The sequence below is a fragment of the Actinomyces haliotis genome (assembly GCF_015355765.1).
Taxonomy (GTDB): Bacteria; Actinomycetota; Actinomycetes; order Actinomycetales; family Actinomycetaceae; genus Actinomyces; species Actinomyces haliotis.
Genome location: NZ_JACWNA010000020.1, coordinates 26,854 through 49,359, shown reverse-complemented (window position 1 = coordinate 49,359; position 22,506 = coordinate 26,854). Strand labels below are relative to the sequence as shown.

Genomic DNA, 22,506 nt, shown 5'->3' with positions numbered 1-22,506 from the left:
CCTAGGGGCGCCGTGTCACTGGCGGTGCACCGGCCCAGTGGATGGCCGGCGTCGTGACGACGACCCCGTGTTGCCTCCCACTCCCACCCGCCGAGGTCGGTCGTTCCCCGCGCCGAGGTCGGTTCAGCGGCGCGCTCCGCCCCGACTCACTCCCAGCCAGACAGGACGATCTTGCCCAGGGTGCGCCCCGACTCGATCCGCTCGTGCGCCGCGCGGAGCGTCGCCGCACTGATGGGGCTCACCCGCTCCTGGATGACCGGGCGAACGCGGCCCTCCTCGACGAGGTCGGCGAGGCGCTCGAGGATCGCGTGCTGCTCGGCCACGTCCGGCGTGCCGAAGACGGCGCGCGTGAACATGGACTCCCAGTGCCACGTGATCGCCTTCGACTTGAGCGCCTCGAGGTTCCCAGGGGCGACGTCGATGGCGACGACCTCACCGAAGGGCTTGACGATCCGCGCGAGGGTCTCGGCCATGTCCTCACTGTGGGAGGTGAAGACCCAGTCGACGCCGTCGGGGGCGAGTGCCTCGACCTGCTCGGCGAGGTCGCCGTGGTGGTCGACCACCTCCTCGGCCCCGAGCTCACGCACGAGGGCGGCACGCTCGTCGTCCGAGGCAGTCGCGATGACGCGCACCCCGGGCAGGAGGGCCTCGGCGAGCTGGAGGAGGACGACGCCGACCCCACCGGTCGCACCGATGACGAGGAGCGTGCCCTCGCTGGCCTCGGTGAGGCCGAGCCTGTCCATGACGGACTCCCAGGCCGTGAGCGTCGTCAGCGGCAGTGAGGCCGCCTCCTCCCACGAGAGCCCAGAGGGACGGCGCCCGACGATCCGCTCGTCAACGAGCTGGAGCCGGGCGTTGGAGCCGTCGCGGTTGACCTGTCCGGCGTAGGCGACCTCGTCGCCGACGCCGAAGAGCGTCACCTCGCTGCCGACGGCGGCGACGGTCCCGGCGGCGTCGAAGCCGAGGACGCGGAAGCCGCCCGAGGGCTGGGCGCGACGGGCCTTCGTGTCGATGGGGTTGACCGACACCGCCTCGACGGCGACGACGAGGTCGTGCGGTCCGGGCTCCGGGAGCTCGACCTCGCGCTCGACGAGGCTCGCGGGGTCGGAGGCGGGCAGGTTGTCGGTGTAGCCGATGGCGGTCGTCGTGCGCGTCATGGGGCCATCGTGGGCACGGCGGGCGCGACGCCGCAACAGCCTGGGCCGATCCGGCCTCCGCCGGGGAGACGTCAGCCCGTGACCTCGCTCGGGGCGCTGCTCCCGACGCGCAGGGCCCGGCGCGGCGAGCGTCCTCAGCAGACCGCCGAGTCCTGCGCCTCGACCTCGAAGCGCCAGCACACCACCGGGGTGTCGTCATCGAGGGCGGGCGGCTCCGCCCCGTGCTCGCGGAACCAGGCCCGCTCCTCGTCGCTGCGCCAGAAGCGCTCGTGCCCGGCGCGCCACTCCGCGACGCTCGCGTGGCCCTCGCCCTCGGCGACGGCGTGCTCGAGCGTGACGTCGCCGAGCCTCACGACGTGGGCCTCCGTCGTGCGGGTGACCGCCACGGGACGGCCGGCCGAGTCGACGACGACCTCGCGCAGCCCGACGTCGTCGCCGGGCGCCTCGCCCTCGAGCTCGAGCTCGGCGAGCAGGCCCGTCGTCGTCCGCTTCGCGCCCGAGAGGACCGCTGAGACGAGCCGGTCGCGCAACGGCCCGGGGAACGCGAAGAGGCTCTCCGGGAGGAGCTCCCAGCCGTCGGGGAGCCACTCGGTGCCGGCCGGGCGCTCGCGGTGGGACCGGAAGAGAACCGTCGTCTCGTCGTAGAAGTCGCGCGACTCCCCCACCCGCTCCATGCCGATGCGCTCGGCGACCGCCTGGGACGCGAGGTTGTCGGGGTGGGTGACGGCGACGACGTCGGTGACGCCGCGGGCGTGGACGGCGTCGAGGACCGCGCGCGCGGCCTCGGTGACGTAGCCGTGGCCGCAGTGCTCGGCCACCTGCCGCCACCCGATCTCGAGGACCGTGGGAGCTCCCCCGCCCGAGGGCGGGATGGGCTTGACCATGATGAGAGAGACCGGTTCGCCGCTGGCGGCGAGCCCGACGAGGCTGAAGCCCTGGACCGGGTGCTCGGCCAGCGACGTGAAGCGCTCGAGCTGCGCGGCCACCACGGCGTCGCCCGCCTCCCCCACGGGCACGGCGGCCGAGGGGATGAAGCGGGCGAGATCCGGGTTGGCGTGGAGGCGCCGGAGGAAGCGTGCGTCGTCGGAGCCGACGCCGCCGGGGCGGAGGGGGCGCAGCCTGAGGCGGTCCGTGGTCAGGGGGATCATGCCCTCAGGCTCTCACGAGCCAGGTGCCCTCGACCGGGCTCACCGGGCGGATCGCACAGGCTCAGCGTCTCTGCTCACCGAGCGCGGGGCTCTCTGGATCCGAAGGGAGATCACGATAGCAGCCCCGGCACCACTGTGGGTGCCGGGGCCGCCGCACTGACGCGGGTCGACTTGATCCTCAGTCACCCAGGGCGGTTCCGACGGCGCGGGCCGCCTGGATCCACTCGTGGTCCTCCGGGACGTACTTGACCTTGCCGGCGACCCGCTTGAGGGGCACGAGCTCGGTGCCCTGGGAGCCGCGGTCGCCGACCATGACGCCGAAGCTGCCGTCCGCGATGGCGGCCGCACCGGCCACACCCAGGCGCGTGCCGAGAAGGCGGTCCGCAGCGTTCGGGGTGCCGCCGCGCTGGACGTAGCCGAGGATCGAGACGCGGGCCTCGAGACCGGTGCGCTCCTCGAGCTGGGAGGCCAACGCGAAGGTGTTGGCCCGGTGGCTGGCCTCGAGGCGCTTGACCCCGCGCTTTGCGGCGGCCTTCGCCTCCGGGGACGAGGCGTCCTTGACGAGCGCCTCGGCGTGCTCGATCTCGAGGCGGTCAGCGACGTTGAGCGCGCCCTCGGCCACGGCGACGACGGAGAAGGTGGAGCCGTGGGAGCGGCGGCGCTCGATCTTCTCGACGATCGCGTCCACGGAGTACGGGATCTCGGGCAGGAGGATGACGTCGGCGCCGCCGGCGATGCCCGCGCCGAGGGCCAGCCAGCCGGCGCGGTGCCCCATGATCTCGGTGAGGATGATGCGGTGGTGCGAGTGCGCCGTCGAGTGGAGGCGGTCGACGGCCTCCGTGGCGATCTCGAGGGCGGTGGAGAAGCCGAAGGAGGAGTCGGTCTCGACGATGTCGTTGTCGATGGTCTTCGGGAGGTGGACGACGTTGAGGCCGGCGTCCATGAGGCGGCGCGCGTTCTTCGCGGTGCCGCCGCCGCCCAGGCAGACGAGGGCGTCGAGCTTGTCCTTCTCGTAGTTCTCGACGATGGTCGGGATCATGTCCCGCTCTTCGCCGTCGACGACCATGCGGTGGACCTTGTCCCGGCTGGTGCCGAGCAGGGTGCCGCCGGTGGTGAGGATGCCCGACAGGGCGGTCGCGTCGAGGTCGGTGTAGCGGTTCTCGGCGAGCCCCCGCATGCCGTCGCGGAAGCCGATGATCTTCCAGCCGTGCTCCTGGATCGCGGCCTTGCCGAAGCCGCGGATCGCGGCGTTGAGTCCAGGGGCGTCTCCGCCGGCGGTCAGGATCCCGATGCGCTTGGTAGCCATGCCCGCAGTATGCCGGTCCCGGCGTCATCTCACAGACTCGAGGGCGGCGGCGACCGGTGGCCGGGACGGAACCGGTACACTCGGCGGCTGGAGCGGCTCGCCCGCCCGGCGTCCGCGCGCCCGTCGTGCGGGAATTCTCCGGGACCCCTGGGCGTTGAGCCGGTCGGTGACTCGTCGCCGCGGGGCGTCCCCGGCGGTCGGCGACCACCGTGCACACACGTCCCCCGAGGAAGGCAGCACATGGCAGACCGCGCACTGCGAGGCATGACCATCGGCGCGAAGTCGATGGAGTCCGAGGACGGCGTCGAGTTCGCCGAGCGCCAGAACGTCACCTACGAGTGCCCGCTCGCCCACGTCACGGTCGTCCCCATGTCGATCGAGGCCGAGGTGCCCCAGACCTGGGAGTGCCCGGAGTGCGGCCAGGTCGCCGCCATCAAGGGCGAGGAGGAGCCGGAGCCGGAGGAGCCCAAGAAGGCTCCCCGCACGCACTGGGACATGCTCCTCGAGCGCCGCGAGATCGATGACCTCAAGGTCCTCCTCGACGAGCGCCTCGAGCTCCTGCGCTCCGGCGAGATCTACCGGCAGCGCTTCTGAGCCGACGACGGCGCGGGCCGGCCCAGCGGCCCGGCCCGCAGCGGCGCCGCGATCAGCACTCATGACGGGGACGCCGTCGCACCACTCGGTGCGGCGGCGTCCCCGTCGTCATGCGGCGTCCGGCCGGGCCGCCGGCACTCCCTCGAGCGGGTGGGGGCGCCGGCGCGGGATGCCGGTGCCCGGTGAGGCGGCTCAGTGGCCCCGGCGCTCCTCGCGGAGGTGCTTGAGGTCGGCGAGGCCCTTGCGGCCCGCCTCCGCGAGCTGGCCGCCGCGCTTGGTGAGGCCCCAGCGCGTGACGAGGGCGAGCTCCTCGGTGAAGATGCCGCCGTCGAGCTTGGACTCGCCGGCGGCGCGCTCCACGAAGGTGATGGGCATCTCGACGATGCGGCCGCCCGCCTCGTCGACGATCTTGGTCATGTTGACCTGGAAGCCGTAGCCGAGGGCCTCGACGTCGTCGAGGTCGATGCGGCGCAGGAGGTCGGCGCGGTAGACGCGGAAGCCGGCGGTGGCGTCCTTGACGCGCATGCCGAGCATCGCGGAGATGTAGAGGTTGCCGGCGCGGGACAGGGCGACGCGCTTGGCGTCCCAGCCGGGGGTTGCGCCGCCGGAGACCCAGCGGGAGCCGATGACGAGGTCCGGGTGGTCCGCCATCTCGGCGCGCTGCACGAGGAGGGCGAGGTCCTCCGCGCGGTGGGAGCCGTCGGCGTCCATCTCGATGATGAGCTCGTAGTCGTTCTCCAGCGCCCAGGAGAAGCCGGCGAGGTAGGCGGGGCCGAGGCCGTTCTTCTCGGAGCGGTGCAGGACGTGGACCTGCTCATCGGCCGCAGCGCGCTCGTCGGCGAGCTCGCCGGTGCCGTCCGGTGAGGAGTCGTCGACGACGAGGACGTGCGCGGTCGGGACGGCGGCGCGCACCCTGTCCAGGGCTCCCGGCAGGGACTCGATCTCGTTGTAGGTGGGGATGACGACGAGTGCCTTCACGGGGCTTCCTCTGCTGTGTCGGTGGGGCGGTCAGCGCCGTCGGCGCGAGCCGCGGGCTCGGAACGCGCCCACGATACCCGCGAGCACGAGGCCTCCTGCCCCCGCCTCGAGGATGATTCCAGGCCACGATCCGATCACGTCGGCGACCGTCCGGGAGGTGCGCAGGTCGACGTCGGCCACGAGGGAGGCCCGCGTGTACGGCTCCGTCTGCTGGAGCACCGTGCCCTTGGGACTGATGATCGCAGTGACGCCGACGGTGGAGACCTGGACGACGCTGCGCCCGTGGACGACGGCCTGGACGCGGCCCTGGGCGAGCTGCTGGGCGGCCTCGGAGGACCGTCCGAAGGAGGCGTTGTTCGTCGGGATGATGATGGCCTCGCCACCGCCGTCGACGCCCGAGCGAAGAGTGTCGTCGTAGGCGACCTCGAAGCAGATGCCCATCGCAAGGGTGACGTCGCGGTGCTGGGTGGCCGCGTGGACCGTGAGGGTCGTGGGCCCGGTGCCGGGGAGCATGTCGACGCCGATGCGGTCCACCTGGGTGGTGATCCGCCGGAGCCAGGACCGCAGGGGGACGTACTCGCCGAAGGGTACGGGCCGGTGCTTGCGGTAGTAGGCTCCGGCGCCCTGGCCCGGGGTCCAGACGACCTCGTCGTTCCAGCGGATGCCGTCGCCGTGGGGCACGGCGCCGACGAGGATCGGCGCCTGGACGGCCTGCGCGGCCTGCTCGACGAGGGAGGCGGCGGCCGGGTCGGTGCGGGGGTCGCGGTCGGCGGCGTTCTCGGGCCAGATGACGACGTCGAGCGTGCCGGCGCCGGTGGCGTCGGCCAGCTCCTCGGTGGCCTCGGCGTGGTTGGCGGTGACCTCGAGGGCCTTGGCGAAGGAGGAGTCGCCGTGGGCGACGTTGCCCTGGACGGCGCCGACGCGGATGGTCCCGTCCTCGGCTCCGGCGGCGATGGGCAGGGCGAGGGGGGTGAGGACGACAGCGCATGCGGCGATGACGGCGGTCGGCGCTCCGACGAGGCCGTTGCCGCGGTGCACCTGGAGCACGGCCTCGGCCAGGCAGGCGCCAGCGAGGGCGACGAGGGCGGTGACGCCGACGGATCCCCCGTAGGCGGCGAAGGACAGGACGGGGGCATCGGCCATCGCGAAGGCGAGCCGGCCGAAGGGGAACCCGCCCCAGGGCCAGGACGAGCGCAGCTCCTCGACGCCGCACCACAGGACGGCGAAGGCGAGGACCCGGGTGACCGCGGGGCGACTCCCCGTCGTGAGGGCGGGCAGCCGGCTCACGAGGGCCCAGGCGGCGCCGAGGGCCGCGAGGTAGAGGGACTCGACGACCGTGAGGGCGGCCCAGCCCAGCAGGTTGCCCATGGCGTCGGCCGTGAACCGGAGCAGGGGCGTGAACATCCCTGCCCCGAAGAGGAGCCCCAGCCCCGCTCCGGCCCATCCGCCGCGCCGGGTGAGGACGAGCTCGAGGAGGGCGACGCCGAGGACGGCGGCCCACCAGGCGTCGACGGGTGGGAAGGCGGCGGCGACGGCCAGGCCCGCGCCGACCGCGAGGAGCGCGAGCAGGAGGCGGCGGCCGCGGGACGGGGTGCTCAGCGGTGCGGAGGCCGATGCCCCAGCGGGCCGTGGCGCTCGCCCACGGCCTCCGCGCGCCCTGTTGGCCCCCGTTCGGCCCGCCCGGCCCGACTGACCGGCGCTCGTCCGGGTGCTCCGCGCGGATCGCGCCGGGGCCTTCGCGCGCTGCCCGGACCGCGACTGCCGCGAGCCGCCCCGGTCCGGGATGCGGGAGCGCGAGGTACCGGCCACGGTCAGTCGGACAGACGGTGGAACAGGGCGACGCCGCCGGCGAGGACGAGTCCGACGAGCGTGCCGATGAGGCAGGCGGTGCCTGTCCCGGCGATCCAGGACAGGACGGCGTTCTCGCTGAGCTCCTCGGCCCAGGTGATGAGGTGGTGAAGGGGCTCGAAGCCGAGCTCGGCGAGATTGGTGGCGAGGATGTGTCCACCGACCCAGACCATCGCGATGGTGCCGATGACGCCGATGACGGTGAAGATCCCGGGTGCCACACGGACGATCCCCCGGCCCAGCGCCCGGCTGCCGCCGGTACGACCGCGCTCGGCGAGGCGGAGGCCGAGGTCGTCGAGCTTGATGAGCGCGCCGACGAGCCCGTACACGGCGAAGGTCATGAGGAAGGCGATGATGACGAGGACGATGACGCGTCGCATCGAGGACTCGCCGGTGACCTCGGCGAGCGCGAGCAGCATGATCTCGGTCGACAGCACGAAGTCGGTGCGCACCGCGGCGCTAACGATGGAGGCCTCGTCCTGCGGGGCCTGCTCCTCCTGCACGTGCTCCTCGCCGCCTGTCACCCGTTCGAGGATCTTCTCACCGCCCTCGAAGCAGAGGTAGGAGCCGCCGACGACGAGGGCCACGGGCAGGAGCGCGGGCGCGACGGCCGACAGCAGGAGCGCGACCGGCAGGATGATGAACAGCTTGTTGCGCAAGGACCCGAGCGTGATCTTCTTGATGATCGGGAGCTCGCGGTCCGGGGTGATGCCCGTGACGTACTGGGGCGTCGCGGCGACGTCGTCGACGGCGGCCGCGGAGACCTTCGCCGAGGTCTTGACCGCCATGCCAGCGGTGTCGTCGAGCGTCGACATCGTCAGCTTCGCGAGCGTGGCGATGTCGTCGAGGAGGGCGAAGAAGCCGGACATGCGTTCCTGGAGGGTCGGGGCCGTGAGCGAGGACGGGACGGGTGCTGCGTGAGCGACGATAGCGGCCCGGTCCCGCGAGCGAGCGCCGGCCGCGCCGTCGCTCAGACGGCGGACCAGGCGACGACGCCGCGACTGACGCCCATGACGCCCTCGGCCGCCGTCATCGACAGCCTGGTGAGCTCCCGCGCCGAGCCCGGGTCAGCGTCCCGGGCGGGCGTCATCGTCGCGAGCTGCCCGAGGACGTCGAGGAGCTGCTTGCACCAGCGCACGAAGTCGCCGGCGGTGAGCTCAGAGGCGTCGAGGACCTCGGCGAGCTCGGCGCCCTCGCACCACGCCTCGACGGCGCCCGCCAGAGCCGGCTCGGCGCCGCGGGTCGGCTCGATCCGGGCGAGCGACTCGAGGTCGTTGATGCGCCGCGACAGGTTCAGCTCCTCGCGCAGGACGGCGCCCAAGCGCGAGCCGGGCGAGACGGGCAGGCCGATGGACTGCGCAGTGAGGCGCGGCTCGTAGACGCAGCCGGAGACGGCGCCGGCCAGCTCCTCCGGGCCCAGGCCGTCCCACGTCCCGCGGCGGAGGCACTCGGCGACGAGGAGGTCGCGCTCGGCGTAGACCCGGGCGAGGACGCGGCCGGCGTCGGTGACGCACAGCTCGCGCTCGGGGTGGCCGCGGTCGACGGGCTCGAGGTAGCCCAGCTCGAGGAGGACCTGGCAGACGGCGTCGAACTGGCGCGCGATGGTGCCGGTACGGGTCTCGATGCGCTTGGTGAGGCGCTCGACCTCGGCGGCGGCCTTGGCCCACTTGCGCCCGGTGCGCGCGTGCTCCTCTCGGTCGGGGCAGGCGTGGCAGGGATGGGCGCGCATCTCGTGGCGCAGGGCCTCGACACGCTCGGCGGCGGTGAGCTCGGTCGCGTGCGGGGCGCCGGCCCCGTCGACAGGCCTGCCGCTGCGGGTGCGTCGCCGCTGGTGGGTGCCGGAGCCATCGAGCTCGCCGGAGCGGATGGCGTCGATGAGTCGCCCGACGAGGCGGTCGCGGTCCTTGGTGCGTCGCACGTCGACCCCCGCGGCCACGCGCATCGAGCCGACCCGCATGACACCGTCGGGTGCGGTGTCCGGGGTCAGGGTGAGGACGCGCGAGTCCTCACCCAGGACGGTGAGCGCAGGCGTGCCCTGGCGGTCCTCCCCGACGGAGAGGACGACGCCGTGCTTCTGGCGCCGACCCTTGCGGTACACGACGACGTCGCCGCGGTGCAGGCCGGTCATCTCGCGGCTGGCGGTGGCGCGGCGGGCCTCGCGCTTCTCGCGGGAGAGGTCCGCCTCGGCGTCGCTGATGCGCTGGCGCAGCATGGCGTACTCGCGGAAGTCCCCCAGGTGGCAGCTCATCTGCTCCTCGAGGCCCGCGAGCGAGCGGCGCTTGCGTCGGGCCTCGGCGGCGATCTCGACGACGCCGCGGTCGGCCTGGTACTGGGCGAAGGAGGACTCGAGGACCTCGCGGGCACGCGAGCGGCTGGTGCGGCCGAGGAGGTTGACCGCCATGTTGTAGGTGGGCCGGAAGGCGGAGACGAGCGGGTAGGTGCGCCGGGAGGCGAGGGAGGAGACGAAGGCGGGCTCGACGTCGTCCGCCGCGAGGACGACGGCGTGGCCCTCGACGTCGATGCCGCGGCGTCCGGCTCGGCCCGTGAGCTGGGTGTACTCCCCCGGCGTCAGCGTCACGTGCGCGGAGCCGTTCCACTTGCGCAAGGACTCGAGCACGACGGTGCGGGCCGGCATGTTGATGCCGAGCGCCAGGGTCTCGGTCGCGTAGACGACCTTGACGAGGCCGGCGGAGAAGAGCTCCTCGACGGTCTCCTTGAAGACGGGCAGCAGGCCCGCGTGGTGGGCGGCGACGCCGCGCTCGAGGGCGTGGGCCCACGAGTGGAAGCCCAGCACCCCGAGGTCGCCCGCGGGGATCTCCGCGGTGCGGCGGTCGATGACCTCGCGGATGCGGCGCGACTCCTCCTCGGTGGTGAGGTCGACGCCGGACTCGACGGCCTGGCGGACGGCCTGCTCGCAGCCGTTGCGGGAGAAGACGAAGACGATCGCGGGCAGGAGGCTCGCCTCTTCCAGGGCGTGGATGACCGTGCCGCGCGACGGCGGGCGCAGGCGGGCGGTGCGTGCCCCGTCGGGCCCGCGCCGGGGCGCGCGTCCTCGGCCCGAGGCTCCGCGCCTCCATGGCTGCTGGTAGCCGCTCCCGCCCTGCGAGGCGCGCGAGGTCTTCGAGCCGCCCGCCTCCCCCGCCGCGGCGCGCCGGGCGTTGCGCACGGCCTTGAGCAGGTCCGGGTTGAGCGGAGGCTGCGCCGCGAGCTGCTTCTCGGAGTCGGCGTCCTCGATGGCGACGGGCACGGAGTAGAGGTCGAGGAGGCGCCGGCCCACCATCATGTGCTGGGTGAGCGGGACGGGCCGGTGCTCGGAGACGACGACGGCGGTCCGGCCGCGCACGTGCCCGAGCCAGTCACCGAACTCCTCCGCGTTGGAGACGGTCGCGGACAGGGACACCACCTGCACCTCGGGGGCGAGGTGGATGATGACCTCCTCCCAGACGGGGCCGCGGAAGCGGTCGGCGAGGTAGTGGACCTCGTCCATGACGACGAAGCCGAGGCGCTCGAGGTCGTGCGAGCCCGAGTAGAGCATGTTGCGCAGCACCTCGGTGGTCATGACGATGACGTCCGCGTGCGGGTTGACGGAGGTGTCGCCGGTGAGGAGCCCGACCTTCTCGGCGCCGTGGCGGGCGACGAGGTCGAGGTACTTCTGGTTCGACAGGGCCTTGATCGGGGTGGTGTAGAAGGTCTTGAGACCCTTGGCGAGGCCGAGGTGGACGGCGAACTCGCCGACGATCGTCTTGCCGGCGCCGGTGGGCGCGGCGACGAGGACTCCCTCGCCGCGCTCGAGGGCCTCGCAGCCGGCCACCTGGAAGTCGTCGAGGAGGAAGTCGAACTCCGTGGCGAAGCGCGCCAGCTCGGTCCGGGAGGCGGCCTGCCGACGGCGTGCGGCCGCGAAGCGTTCTGCGGGCGAGCTCATGAAGCCACCCTACGTGCGCGGGCGGCGGGCCTCCCGGCAGAGCCCGGGCGCTGCGCGCTCAGCGCAAGCAGGCGGCTCAGCGGCCCGCTCGCGCGGGCGCGAGCTCGCTCAGGAGCAGGGAGGTCGCGGCCTCGGGGGCGTGGTGCGGGATCCCGAGGTGGCGGGCGGTGGGGTTGCCGAGGACGGCGATGCGGAGCGAACGGCTCATGGGCTGCACGTGTGCGTGCGGTCGTGGGCTGGTAAGACGGTCGACGCTCAGGCCTGGGAGTCGGCGGGGGGCAGCTCGCCCGCCGCGGTGCCGGGCTGCTCGGCCGCGGGAAGCGCGGGAGCGGGAGCGGGCTGGGTCTGCTGCGGGGTCGAGGCGGGCAGCGCGGACACGCCCGTCGGCGCCGGGGTGGCGAGGGCGGCGTCGAGCTCGGCGTCGAGCTGCGCCTTCTTCTTCTCCTGGCGCTTGTCGTGACGGATGGAGATCCAGCAGGCTCCGAAGTACAGGCCGCAGATGGGCAGGGCCATGAGGATCATGGACCAGGGGTCGGGCAGGGGGTTCGCCACCGCCATGAACGCGAAGATGAAGACGACGGCCCAGCGCCAGCCCTTGAGCATCGTCTTGCCCTTGAGGAGACCGAGCTGGTTGAGGGCGACGAGGAGCTCGGGCAGGAGGAAGGCGATGCCGAAGACGAGCAGCAGCCTCATGACGAAGGAGAAGTAGTACGAGTACTGCAGGATGGCCGACGTCGAGTGCGGCATGAAGTTCAGCAGGATGAGGATGGCGTGCGGGAGGATCGCCATGCCGAGGGCGACGCCCGTGCCGAAGAGCAGCAGGCTGGCGACGCCGTAGCCCCAGACGTAGCGCTTCTCCTTCTTCGTCATGCCAGGGGCCATGTAGGCCCACAGCTCGTAGAGCCAGACGGGGGCCGTGCCGAGGAAGCCGAGCCACATGGACACGCGCAGGCGCAGGTCGAAGGCGCCGGTGATGACGTCGAAGTTGAACTTGACGGTGTAGCCGGCGTCGCGCACCGCGTTGAGCGGAGACTGCAGGATGTCGATGACCCTGGAGGAGAAGAAGTAGCCGACCACGGACCCGATGAGGATCGCCGCGGCGGCGATGAGGAGGCGGTTGCGCAGCTCGCGGAGGTGGTCGCTGATCGACATGACCCCTTCGGGGTTCGTCTTGCGGTCCACCTTCGAGACCTTGGGCACGTGCGGCATGCCGTCTCCTTCTTCCCGGGTGCTCGTCTGTGCTCACGACGGCACGGGCGCGCCCTGGCGCACCCGTGCTGCTTCGTGGAGCTGGTCCTGGTGACCGGGTCTCCGACCGGACACCAGGGTCGGGTCAGTTGGCGGGCGTCGTCGGGTCCGTCGGGTACTGCTGCTGCGGCTGCTGGTTCTGGACCGGGGCGGTCTGGCCCTGCTGCGTGGGCTGCGTGTAGTAGGTGCCCTGCTGAGGCTGCTGGATCTGCTGCGGCTGGACGGCGGTGGCGCCGGTGGCCGGCTGCTCGTCGTCGCGCAGCTCCTTGACCTCCTTCTTGAAGACCTTCATCGACTGGCCGAGGCTGCCCGCGATCTCGGGGAGCTTGTTGGCGCCGAAGATGAGGAGGATGAGGATGAGCAGCACGATCCAGTGCCAGGGCTTCACCATGAGGATGTCCTACTTCCGTGTAGACGTTGGTTCGGTTCGGAACGCCTTGAGTCTAGCGGCAGGTCAGGAGGGGGCCAGACCAGTGGCTCACGTGTTCACCCCTCGGCGTATGGCACGCCTCACTCGTGCGTCGCCGTCGGCTCCTCGGCGGGACCTCGGTCCGCGGCGTCCCCGTAGGCGCGCAGGGAGGCGTCGGCCCGGCGGGCGATCTCGGAGGCGAGGTCGGCGGGCTCGACGGCGAGGAGGTGCCGCCCGGCGGACAGCGCGAGGCCGACGAGCCAGGTGCGGTCGCGGCCCGTGACGCGCACGCGGGTGGTGCCGTCGGGGCGCTGCTCGAGGACCTCGCAGGGCACCTGCTCGGCGAGCCACCGGCCGCCCGGGGCGAGGAGGAGCTCGGCGGTCTCCGGACCGGCGGCCTCCTCGGACTCGGCGCCCGAGCCGCGCCTGACCCGGTGGGCGGTGGCCCGCTCACCGGTGAGGGCCGCGGAGCGGACACGGTCGAGGCGGAAGCTCCTCTCGCCCTTCGCGCTGAGGCACCAGGCGCGCAGCCACAGGTGGGAGCCGTCGCTCGTGAGGCGGATCGGGTCGACGTCGCGCTCGGAGGGCGTGTCCGTCGCCGAGACGTAGGAGAGGTGGAGGCGCCGGCGGTCGGCGAGGGCCTCGCGCACGACGGCGAGGACGCCCTCGTCCACGGGCACGGCGGCGGTCTCCTCAGCGGGCGCTCCCCCGAGGAGGCTCGTGAGGACCTCCTCGCAGGAGACGAGCGCGGCCGCGGCGTCGGCGTCGGTGCCGAGGAGACCGCGGAGAACGCGCAGTGAGAGGAGCAGGGAGGAGCCCTCCTCGCGGGAGAGCCTCACCGGCCGCTCGAGGCCCAGTGGGAGCGTGAGGCTGAGCCGGCCGGCGTCGAAGGCGTCAGCGGAGAAGTCGACGAGGTCGCCGGGCATCCCGCCGGGAAGGCCGGAGACCCACAAGGTGGAGACGTCGGCCTCGATGGTCTCGGGAGGGACGCCGAAGTGGGCGGCGGCCTCGGTCAGGGTGGCGCCGTCGTGCTCGGCGACCCAGGCGGGCAGGGCGAGGAGGCGGACGAGGCGGTCGGTGGAGCTGGGGCGGGCCACGTCAGTCCTCCTCCGTGGTGAGAGCGGCAGCGCCGCGCAGGTGCGCGAGGACGTCCTCGCGCAGCGCCGCGGGCTCCAGGACGACGACTGCGTCGGCGAGCGACGCCAGCGAGCCGGCGAAGCCGAAGGGGTCCAAGTAGGGGACCTCGAGCACGTCCCAGTCACCCGGCGGGACGGGGACGGTCGACGTCGGGCGCATCGCGGGCCGCCGTGCGCGCTGGCGCAGGCCGAGGCCCCGTCCGGGCGCGAGGGCGAGGACGGCGACGTGCTCGGCGACCCGTGGGCGGGCGGGCGGCTCGAAGGCGCCGGCCTCGCCGACGGGCTCGACGCTCCCCGTGATGCGGGCGAGGCGGAAGGTGCGGAGCTCTCCCCGGTCGACGTCGAGGGCGTCGAGGTACCAGGCCCCCTCGGCGAGGCGCAGGGCGTGCGGCTCGACCGTGCGGCGCCGCGCCGTCGCGCTCGAGGCGCTCGTGTAGGAGAACACGACCCGGCGCCGGTCGTGGACGGCGGCGACGAGGACGTCGGGGATCTCCTGGCCGGGCAGGTCGACGGACAGGTCGGGAAGGACCCCTGGCTCGGCGTCGTTGTCGGTGACGGCGCGGAGCTTGGTGAGGGCGTGCCGGGCCGTGGTGGGCAGGGTGCCGTCGCGCCACGCGGAGGCCGCGAGGTCGAGGGCCGCGGCCTGGGCGCCCGTCAGGGTCACCTCAGGGAGGGCGTAGTCCTCCTCGTCGACCCGGTAGCGGGTGCCGGTCGGGGTCTCGAGCGCGACGACGGGCACGCCGAGGCGGCGGAGCGTCTCCTTGTCGCGCTCGAACATGCGGCGGGCGGAGTCGGAGGCCGGTCCGGGACCGACGTCGTAGCCGTGGACGCCGGTGAGGATCTCGTCGAGGTCGAGGCCCGTGACGGTGTTGCGGAGGGCCAGGAGCAGGTTGACCTGGCGTTCCTCGGCGGGCACGGCGGACGGGGACTTCACGTCGCACAGCGTAGGGGGTCGGGGTCGTGGACGCGCTGAGCGATCGAACACGTGTTCGTCACGAGTGGGTGGCGCAGCACCTCGGCGGACACCGCGGCACCGCGTCACCGGGACGCCGGGACGCCCCTCGGCCCGCAGACGTCGAGGCCGTGTGACCGGTCGGTCACGGCACCGATAGGGTGGCCCCATGATGTGGCGCGACGGCGAGGTGCTCTCCCTGCGGCGGAGCTGGGGGCCCGAGGGGCGCCGCTGCGCCGAGCTCGCCGTCCGCGTCACGGCCGCCCCCGACGGTGCGGACTCGATCCTGCCGGGCGAGGAGCGCCGAGCCGTCGCCTACGAGCAGGGCACCGGGCTGCCCGATCCGGGTGAGCGGGTCCGGCTCGAGGTCTCCGCACTGGACCGCGCGCTCGGGACGGGCGGGCACGCCATGGTGAGCGCCCGCCTCGACGTCCTGCCGACGGACCCGCCGCGTGAGGGGCACCTCGTCAAGGCCCGCTACATGCCGGACCAGGTCATGATCACGGGCGTCGACGAGCAGGGCACGGAGCACCACGAGCTCCTCAGCGCCCCCGTCGGCGAGCTCGGGCTCGACGGCGTCCCCGTCGTCATCGCGGACCTGCACTCCTCCCTTCCCGCGATCCTGGCGGGACTGCGCTCCCCCACCGTCCGCACCGGCACGTGCGCAACGACCGTCGCGCCCACCTCCTCCGCTCCGCGGGTCGTCTACGTCATGACCGACGGCGGCGCCCTCCCGATGACGTACTCCCGCACCGTCGCCTCGCTCACCGAGTCCGGGTGGCTCGACGGGACCGTGACCGCCGGCCAGGCCTGGGGCGGTGACTTCGAGGCCGTCAGCCTCCACAACGCCCTGCTCGCCGCGGTCCACGTGCTGCGGGCTGAGGCCGTCGTCGTCATCCAGGGCCCCGGGAACCTCGGCACGGACACGCCGTGGGGCTTCTCCGGGGTCGCCTGCGGCGACGCCGTCAACGCCGTCGCGACGCTCGGCGGCCGGGCGATCGCCTGCCTCCGGGTGAGCGACGCCGACCCGCGTGAGCGGCACCGCGGGGTCTCGCACCACTCGCTGACCGCCTACGGCCTGGTCTCACGGGCGGGCGCCGACGTCGTCGTCCCGGACCTTCCCGGTGCCTTCGGTGACCGCGTACGTACCGACGCCGCGGCGCTCGGCGGATCGCGCCCCGGCGCCGAGCCCCACCGCCTCGTCGACGTCGCCACGGAGGGCCTGCGCGAGGCTCTCCTCGCGATGCAGGAGGCCACCGGCGTCCGGCTCTCCACCATGGGACGCGGCCTGGACGAGGACGAGGCCGCCTTCCTCGCCGCGGCCGCGGCCGGGCGGCACGCCGCGGACCTCCTCACCCAGCCGCCTGCTGCCGAGATCGAGGCACGGTGAGCCCGGAGTGAGACCGACCCGGGGTCGGGGCACCGTCACCGCCCGCGACGTCGAGGCTCGCCTCTACGCCACGGACTGGCGCCGCCAGTGCGTCCTCCTCGGACCAGCGGGCGCGCGATGGTCGGTCCCCCTGGTGGACGTGCTCCTCGCAGTCCTCGTCCTCGGCGTCGCGCTCGTCGAGGCGAGCCTCATCAGCCGCTTCGGCCCCGCCTGGCCCTACGTCGCCGACGTCACGCTCACCACGGTCATCGGCCTCGCCCAGGTCCTGCGCCGGCGCGTCGCACGTCTCTCAATGAGCGTCACCGCGCTCGGACTCGTCGGGTACGGGCTCGTCGTGGCGACCTCGCCCGTCACGCTGGGCTTCTCACCCGTGGCCCTCGTCGCGCTGCTCGCCGTCCACGCCGTCATCCGGTGGGACGGAGACCGCCGGTGGTCGACGGCAGCCGTCACCCTCGCGGTCCTGGGCAGCCTGGTCAACCCGGTCGTCCTGCACCGCCTCTCCCCCGCCTCCGCCGACCGGCCCGGAGCCTCGGCCGTTGACGGCTCCGGCGGCTCGCTCGTCACGATCGTGCTCGCCGACGCCGTCTGCCTCCTCGCTGTCGCGCTCACCGCCCTCGACGCGTCAGCGCGGCGCCGCCGTCTCGAGGACAGGTACCGCGAGATCGACACCGCGCGCGAGGGCGCCCGGCAGACCGCCGCCGCCGAGGAGCGGCTCCGTCTGGCACGTGAGCTCCACGACCTGCTCGGGCACTCCCTCACCGCCATCAAGGTCCAGGCCTCGACGGGGCTCGAGCTCTCGGGCGAGGCCAATGAGGCCCGGGCGCTGCGCCTCATCGAGTCCACCGCGGAGTCCTCGCTGCGCGAGGTCCGAGAGCTCGTCCGCCTGCTGCGCGGCGTCGGCGACGTCGAGCCGACAGCGAGTCTGAGCGCCCTCTCAGGCGAGGTGGAGCGCTCCCGCTCCGCGGGCCTGGCGCTCGCTGCCGAGCTTCCGAACGAGGCCGCCCTCGCACGAGCGGACGCCGAGTGGACGCGCACGCAGCGCCTCGCCGTCCTGCGCGCCGTGCAGGAGGCCCTCACGAATGCCCTGCGTCACGGGGACGGGAGCGCGCGCCTGCGCGTCGCCGTCGAGCACGGCCGCTGCACCGTGGTGGTCACCAACCCGCTCCCTGCGGGAGGTCCCCGGCCGTCAACGGGCTCGCGCACCGGGCTCGAGGGCCTGCGCGAGCGCATGCGCCTCGTCGGCGGCTCGCTCGAGGCCCGTGAGCGGGAGGAGGGCACCACCGAGTTCGCCCTGACCGCGTCGGTTCCCGTGAGCACCTCCCCCGCCCGCCCAGGGCCCACGAGGCCCGTCCCCGAGGCTCCGCTTCCGTCCAGCCCTGACGAGGACGTTCCATGACCCAGACATCCCGCCCCGCTGACGCGCAGCACCCGGTGCGCGTCCTCCTCGTCGACGACCAGGAGCTGCTCCGAGGCGCCTTCCAGATGCTTCTCGACGCCCAGGACGACCTCACCGTCGTCGCGACCGCGGCCGACGGAGCCGCCGCGCTCGAGGTGCTGCGGGCCCTGCCCGGAGCCCTCGACCTCGTGCTCCTCGACATCCGCATGCCCGTCCTCGACGGCCTTGGCGTGCTCCACGCGGTGCGGGCCGACCCCGCGCTGTCCGACGTACCCGTCCTCGTCCTCACGACCTTCGACGAGGAGGAGCTCATCCTCGGGGCCCTGCGCTCCGGCGCGCGAGGCTTCCTCCTCAAGGACGCCAGCCCCGCCGTCCTCCTCCAGGCGGCGAGGACCGTGGCCGCGGGAGGATCGTGGCTCGACCCGGCCGTCACCGGCACGGTGCTCGCGCACCTGGGCGACGACGCCGACACCGTCGCAGGGCCCGCCACGGTGCCGGCGACCGAGCGCGAGGTCACCGCGGACGCGGACCGGGCCCCGGCGCGCACCTCGGCGCTCCTCGAACCCCTCACGGGCCGCGAGCGCGACGTGCTCGACCTCGTGTGCGAGGGCCTGTCGAACGCCGAGATCGGCGCGAGGCTCTTCCTCGCGGAGTCGACCGTGAAGACCCACGTCAAGGCGGTCCTGGGCAAGACCGGCTGCCGCAACCGCGTCGAGCTCATCGTCCACGCCTACCGGGCGGGCCTCGTCACCGTCTGACGCGCAGTCTCCCCCTCAGGGGGGAGGCCGCAGGCGAGGCCGCCCGCGAGCGCGATCCCCACGGGGGATCCGCCGCCGTCGCCGCCCGAGGACGCTGGGGCCATGACGACAGCACCAGCCCCCACGGTCCCCGCCGGTCTCCGGCTCCGGGGCGTCACCTGCTCCTACGGCCGGCAGCAGGTCCTCACGGGCCTCGACCTCACCGCCCGTCCGGGCCGCGTCTACGCGCTGCTCGGGCCCAACGGCGCCGGCAAGTCGACGACGCTCTCCGTCACCCTCGGCCTGCTGCGCGCCGACTCGGGCACCGTCGAGGTGCTCGGGCACCCCTGGTCGCGTGAGGCGCTGCGCCACGTGGGCGCCTCGATCAACGGCCCCGCGCTCTTCCCCCAGCTCTCCGCGCGCCGGAACCTCCTCGTCCACTGCCGCCTCACCGGCACGGACCCGGCGGCCATCAGTCCGGTGCTCGACGCCGTCGGCCTGGCGGGCACCGGCCGCAAGCGGGCCAAGGGCTTCTCCACCGGGATGCGGATGCGACTCGCGCTGGCGATGGCCCTCCTCACCGACCCGGCGGTGCTCATCCTCGACGAGCCGCAGAACGGCCTGGATCCTCAGGGCATCATCGAGCTGCGCGACCTGCTGCGCTCCCTCGCCCACGCCGGCCGCACCGTCATCGTCTCCAGCCATCAGCTCGGCGAGATGGCCCGCATGGCCGACGACGTCGGCGTCCTCGTGGGTGGACGCCTCGTCTACGAGGGGCCCCTGGACGGGCTCGCCGACCGTACCAGCTCGACGAGCCTCGAGGATGCCTACCTCTCGCTGGTCACCGGCGCCGCGACCACGACCGCCGCCTCGAGCGCGACGGAGGCCCTGCGATGAGCCTCGACGCGGTCTCCGTTTCGTTGACCACGGGCACCGACCACGGCGCGTCCCGTCGCTGCGCACCTCGTCCCCTCGGGAGCGGGCGGGTCTCGGTCCTGCGCGCCGAGCTCCTCCGCCACCACCGCACCTTCACCTGGGGCGCGAGTCTCGTGGGGCTCGCCGCGACGCTCTTCTGCGTGCGCATCGCCGCGTCAGCCACGGCGAACGGCCTCGCTTCGGCGGAAGGCCGCTGGGACGGCAACGTCCTCGGCTGGCTGTCCTTCTACCCCTTCTTCGTCCTCCTGCCCCTCGGCGCGCTCATGGGGGCGCTCGCTCGCACCCGCGAGGCGCGCTGGCGCGAGGGCGGCACCGCCTGGCGCGACGTGAGCTCCCGGCGGGTCGTGCTCGCCCGGGTCTGCGTGCTCGCCCTCGGCTCGCTGCTGTGCCAGGTGCTCGTCATCGCCCCGGTGCTCGTCCAGTCCCTCCTGACCGGTGAGGGCTGGGGGCCGGTGGGCACCTGGTCCACGCTCCTGGCCATGTGGACCGTGGGCCAGACCGCTGCGGCGGTGTGGGGCCTGCTCGTCGCGGGTCTCCTCGGCGTCGCCTCCGTCGGTCTCGCACCCGCGGCCGCCCTCGTGCTGGGCGTGGCGGGCGCCGTCCAGGCCGAGTCCTCCGGCTGGCTCGTGCGCCCGTGGACCTGGTTGGTGCGCGGGCAGCTGCCTCTGCTAGGGGTTCACGGCAACTCCGTCAACCTCGATCCTGGCGACCCGGCGTGGGGCTACGCCTCGTGGCCGTCAATGGCGCTGACCGCGGCCGTGGGCGCCGTCGGGCTCCTGCTCCTGCTGGGGGCCGGACGGACCGCTCTCCGCCGACCGCGTCGTCCACGGTCGTCGGCCGCGACCCTCGCGGGCGCCACCGAGGTCGAGCCGCCGAGGCCGGCCGTCCACGAGATGGTTCGCCCCTGGGACTCACCCGTCGCGGGCGCGAGCCGGCGGCCCGCCGTGGTGGGGGCGCTCTTTCCCACCCTCCCGTGGCCGACGTGGGCGGCCCTGGCCGTCCTCCTCCTCGCCCTGCTCCTCGTCGTCCGGGTCGTCTACTCCCCGTCGACGGCGCTGTCGATCCTCACGCTCGTGGGCCTGCCCGTCGCGGCGACGACCGTCGGGACGATGACGTGGCGGTCGGTCGCCGAGCCGTGGCGCCTGCTCCTCACCAGGCAGGGCCCGGGTCGGCTCGTGACGGCGCTGAGCGCCACGCCCTCCGCGGTGCTGGGCCTCGTGCTCGTCATCATCGGCGCCTCCGCCGCCGTCGGCGGGACCGGCAGCACCGTGTACGCACTCATCACGGTCCCTTTCGTCACGGCGATGCTCGTCGCCGTGTCCATGGCGGTGACGCAGTGGCTAGGGCTGGGCGCCTCGATCGCGGTCGGCGTGCTCGGCCTCCTCGACTCACTCGTCATCGACGGCAACGAGGTCCTCACCGCGTCACTGTGGCGGTGGGCCCCGTGGGGCTGGTCCGCCGTCGCCGGGCAGTACCCCGGGACCTGGTTGGAGATCGTCCTGCTCAGCGTCCTCATCACGGTCGTCGCGCTGCTCGTCATGCGGGTGGGCTCGCGTCGGGCGGCCCGGGCCGGCGCGGAGTGAGAGTCAGTGAGAGTCTCAGAGTCCGTGCGAGCGGGCCGGGCCGGGCTGCGTGAGGGACCACCAAGCGGGAAGCTGGTCGGCTGGGCGCCTGCGCCCGCTAGCCTGGGCGCATGAAGACCTTCGAGGACCTGTTCGCCGAGCTCAGCACCAAGGCCGCGGAGCGTCCCGCCGGCTCCGGCACCGTCGAGGAGCTCGACAAGGGCGTCCACTTCATCGGCAAGAAGCTCGTCGAGGAGGCGTCCGAGTCCTGGATGGCCTGCGAGTACGAGACGGACGCCGAGGCCTGTGAGGAGATCAGCCAGCTCCTGTACCACGCCCAGGTCATGATGATCGCCAAGGGCTACACGCTCGAGGACGTCTACAAGTACCTGTGAGCGCACCGCTCCCCCGCGTCCCGCGCCATCGCTGAGACACCAGCACCGCCAGCCCCACCCGCATCGACAGGACCACCACGCCCATGCTGCGCATCGCCGTCCCGAACAAGGGCTCACTGTCCGAGCCCGCCACCACCATGCTCAAGGAGGCCGGCTACCGCACGCGCCGCACCGGCCGCGAGCTCGTCCTGGTCGACGAGGCCAACGACGTCGAGCTCTTCTTCCTACGGCCCCGCGACATCGCCGTCTACGTCGGCCAGGGAACCGTCCACGCCGGGATCACCGGCCGCGACCTCCTCCTGGACTCCGGCGTCGACGCCGTCGAGCACCTGCCGCTCGGCTTCGCCCGCTCCACCTTCCGCTTCGCCGCCCCGGCCGGGACCATGAGCACGCTGGCCGACGTCGAGGGCCGGCGCGTCGCCACGTCCTACGACGTCCTGGTCCGCTGCTACCTGGAATCGCAGGGCGTCCAGGCCCAGACGGTCCACCTCGACGGCGCCGTCGAGTCCTCAGTCCAGCTCGGCATCGCGGACCTCATCGCCGACGTCGTCGAGACGGGCACGACGCTGCGCGCCGCGGGGCTGGAGACCTTCGGTGAGCCGATCCTCGCCAGCGAGGCGGTCCTCATCACCACCGAGCAGTACCGCGACGAGCCGGCCCTCGCTACCCTCGTCCGTCGGCTCGAGGGCGTCATGCGCGCGCGCTCCTACGTGCTCGTCGACTACGACATCCCGATGAACGACCTCGACCTCGCCACAGCCATCACGCCCGGCCTCGAGTCGCCGACGGTCTCGCCGCTGCAGAACCCGGACTGGGTGGCCGTGCGCGCCATGGTGCCGCGCAAGGACGTCAACCGCGTCATGGACGAGCTCTACGAGGTGGGCGCCCGCGCAATCCTCGTGAGGGGGCTGGGCGCCTGTCCCCTCTGAGGGCGTGGCGCTCCGGGAGACCACGACGGCGGGTCGGGAACCAGGTGGTTCCCGACCCGCCGTCGTCCGTGAGCGCTCGCGCCGAGACTCCGAGGCGGCGCCGACGGTGGGACCGCTCAGAGGCGGTCATCGCGGGGAGGCAGTCCGTAGTGCTCCCGCGTTCGCGCCTCGAGGTCGGCCGTGAGGTAGGCGTCCAGGTGCGCCTCGGGCGCGTCCTTGATCGCGTCGGCCCCGACGGCGAGCCTCAGCTCGCGGCCGTCCGCACGGGAGCCCTCCAGAGGGACGAGGACGTCCTTCTTGCCGAGCAGTCCCGTGGAGAGCGTGATCCACGAGGGCTCTCCCGTGCGGTCATCGAGGAAGAGTCTGCCCACGTCGCCCATACGCTCACCGTCGACGGCGACGACGGCAGAGGCGAGGATCCGCTCGACGGCGTCGTCGGGGACGGGAATGGTGCTCATGGGAC

21 protein-coding genes are annotated in these 22,506 nt (G+C 73.5%); 8 read left to right on the top strand and 13 right to left on the bottom strand.

Features of this window, described 5'->3' with window-relative positions:
* Positions 1-146: 146 nt before the first annotated feature.
* The 3 genes from IXW69_RS09275 to IXW69_RS09265 form a co-directional block, all read right to left on the bottom strand.
* Entirely contained in the window at positions 147-1,157 is a 1,011-nt protein-coding gene (locus tag IXW69_RS09275) for a zinc-binding alcohol dehydrogenase family protein (RefSeq protein ID WP_194786062.1), read from the bottom strand.
* Positions 1,158-1,291: 134 nt separating this feature from the next.
* Positions 1,292-2,305, bottom strand: coding sequence for a GNAT family N-acetyltransferase (locus IXW69_RS09270; protein WP_194786061.1), 1,014 nt, complete (start codon positions 2,303-2,305; stop codon positions 1,292-1,294).
* 178 nt (positions 2,306-2,483) lie between these two features.
* The gene (locus tag IXW69_RS09265) at positions 2,484-3,611 is read right to left on the bottom strand and encodes a 6-phosphofructokinase (RefSeq protein WP_194786060.1); all 1,128 of its coding nucleotides are present in this window, start codon (positions 3,609-3,611) and stop codon (positions 2,484-2,486) included.
* Positions 3,612-3,851: 240 nt separating this feature from the next.
* Here IXW69_RS09265 and IXW69_RS09260 point away from each other — a divergent pair, with 240 nt between their 5' ends.
* The gene (locus IXW69_RS09260) at positions 3,852-4,205 is read left to right on the top strand and encodes an RNA polymerase-binding protein RbpA (RefSeq protein WP_194786059.1); all 354 of its coding nucleotides are present in this window, start codon (positions 3,852-3,854) and stop codon (positions 4,203-4,205) included.
* 192 nt (positions 4,206-4,397) lie between these two features.
* Here the strand turns inward: IXW69_RS09260 and IXW69_RS09255 are convergent, their stop codons facing one another.
* The 9 genes from IXW69_RS09255 to IXW69_RS09220 all read right to left on the bottom strand — a co-directional run bounded on the left by IXW69_RS09255 (position 4,398) and on the right by IXW69_RS09220 (position 14,680).
* A complete protein-coding gene (locus IXW69_RS09255) occupies positions 4,398-5,183 on the bottom strand; it encodes a polyprenol monophosphomannose synthase (protein ID WP_194786058.1) in 786 nt (261 codons plus the stop codon).
* Between the two features lie 30 nt (positions 5,184-5,213).
* Positions 5,214-6,782 (bottom strand): apolipoprotein N-acyltransferase, encoded by a 1,569-nt coding sequence (gene lnt, locus IXW69_RS09250; protein ID WP_407646561.1) that lies wholly within the window; start codon positions 6,780-6,782, stop codon positions 5,214-5,216.
* Positions 6,783-6,994: 212 nt separating this feature from the next.
* A complete protein-coding gene (locus IXW69_RS09245; RefSeq protein WP_194786057.1) occupies positions 6,995-7,900 on the bottom strand; it encodes a DUF808 domain-containing protein in 906 nt (301 codons plus the stop codon).
* A gap of 101 nt (positions 7,901-8,001) precedes the next feature.
* Positions 8,002-10,953, bottom strand: a complete 2,952-nt coding sequence (locus tag IXW69_RS09240) for a DEAD/DEAH box helicase (RefSeq protein ID WP_194786056.1) — start codon at positions 10,951-10,953, stop codon at positions 8,002-8,004.
* Positions 10,954-11,029: 76 nt separating this feature from the next.
* On the bottom strand, positions 11,030-11,161 hold the full coding sequence (locus tag IXW69_RS11935) for a hypothetical protein (RefSeq protein WP_267240562.1): 132 nt from the start codon (positions 11,159-11,161) through the stop codon (positions 11,030-11,032).
* A gap of 47 nt (positions 11,162-11,208) precedes the next feature.
* Positions 11,209-12,162, bottom strand: coding sequence for a twin-arginine translocase subunit TatC (gene tatC / locus IXW69_RS09235; protein WP_194786055.1), 954 nt, complete (start codon positions 12,160-12,162; stop codon positions 11,209-11,211).
* 124 nt (positions 12,163-12,286) lie between these two features.
* On the bottom strand, positions 12,287-12,592 hold the full coding sequence (tatA, locus tag IXW69_RS09230; RefSeq protein WP_228525211.1) for a Sec-independent protein translocase subunit TatA: 306 nt from the start codon (positions 12,590-12,592) through the stop codon (positions 12,287-12,289).
* A 119-nt stretch (positions 12,593-12,711) separates the two neighbouring features.
* Positions 12,712-13,707 (bottom strand): helix-turn-helix transcriptional regulator, encoded by a 996-nt coding sequence (locus IXW69_RS09225; RefSeq protein WP_194786054.1) that lies wholly within the window; start codon positions 13,705-13,707, stop codon positions 12,712-12,714.
* 1 nt (position 13,708) lies between these two features.
* Positions 13,709-14,680 (bottom strand): helix-turn-helix transcriptional regulator, encoded by a 972-nt coding sequence (locus IXW69_RS09220; RefSeq protein WP_323745264.1) that lies wholly within the window; start codon positions 14,678-14,680, stop codon positions 13,709-13,711.
* Positions 14,681-14,867: 187 nt separating this feature from the next.
* Here IXW69_RS09220 and IXW69_RS09215 point away from each other — a divergent pair, with 187 nt between their 5' ends.
* The 7 genes from IXW69_RS09215 to hisG all read left to right on the top strand — a co-directional run bounded on the left by IXW69_RS09215 (position 14,868) and on the right by hisG (position 22,043).
* Positions 14,868-16,088, top strand: coding sequence for a DUF3866 family protein (locus tag IXW69_RS09215; RefSeq protein WP_194786052.1), 1,221 nt, complete (start codon positions 14,868-14,870; stop codon positions 16,086-16,088).
* A gap of 7 nt (positions 16,089-16,095) precedes the next feature.
* Positions 16,096-17,484, top strand: a complete 1,389-nt coding sequence (locus tag IXW69_RS09210) for a sensor histidine kinase (RefSeq protein ID WP_194786051.1) — start codon at positions 16,096-16,098, stop codon at positions 17,482-17,484.
* Positions 17,481-18,242: a response regulator gene (locus tag IXW69_RS09205; protein ID WP_194786050.1), complete on the top strand. Its 762-nt coding sequence runs from the start codon at positions 17,481-17,483 to the stop codon at positions 18,240-18,242. Before IXW69_RS09210 ends, IXW69_RS09205 begins: the two co-directional genes overlap by 4 nt.
* A gap of 102 nt (positions 18,243-18,344) precedes the next feature.
* On the top strand, positions 18,345-19,118 hold the full coding sequence (locus IXW69_RS09200) for an ABC transporter ATP-binding protein (RefSeq protein ID WP_194786049.1): 774 nt from the start codon (positions 18,345-18,347) through the stop codon (positions 19,116-19,118).
* On the top strand, positions 19,115-20,740 hold the full coding sequence (locus IXW69_RS09195; RefSeq protein ID WP_194786048.1) for an ABC-2 family transporter permease: 1,626 nt from the start codon (positions 19,115-19,117) through the stop codon (positions 20,738-20,740). Before IXW69_RS09200 ends, IXW69_RS09195 begins: the two co-directional genes overlap by 4 nt.
* A gap of 110 nt (positions 20,741-20,850) precedes the next feature.
* A complete protein-coding gene (locus tag IXW69_RS09190; RefSeq protein ID WP_194786047.1) occupies positions 20,851-21,114 on the top strand; it encodes a phosphoribosyl-ATP diphosphatase in 264 nt (87 codons plus the stop codon).
* 83 nt (positions 21,115-21,197) lie between these two features.
* Complete coding sequence (hisG, locus tag IXW69_RS09185; protein ID WP_194786046.1) at positions 21,198-22,043, top strand: ATP phosphoribosyltransferase; 846 nt, start codon at positions 21,198-21,200, stop codon at positions 22,041-22,043.
* 116 nt (positions 22,044-22,159) lie between these two features.
* Here hisG and IXW69_RS09180 read toward each other — a convergent pair whose 3' ends face one another.
* Positions 22,160-22,501 carry a PRC-barrel domain-containing protein gene (locus IXW69_RS09180; protein ID WP_194786045.1) on the bottom strand — a complete coding sequence of 114 codons (342 nt, stop codon included), beginning with the start codon at positions 22,499-22,501 and terminating at the stop codon, positions 22,160-22,162.
* Positions 22,502-22,506: the final 5 nt, after the last annotated feature.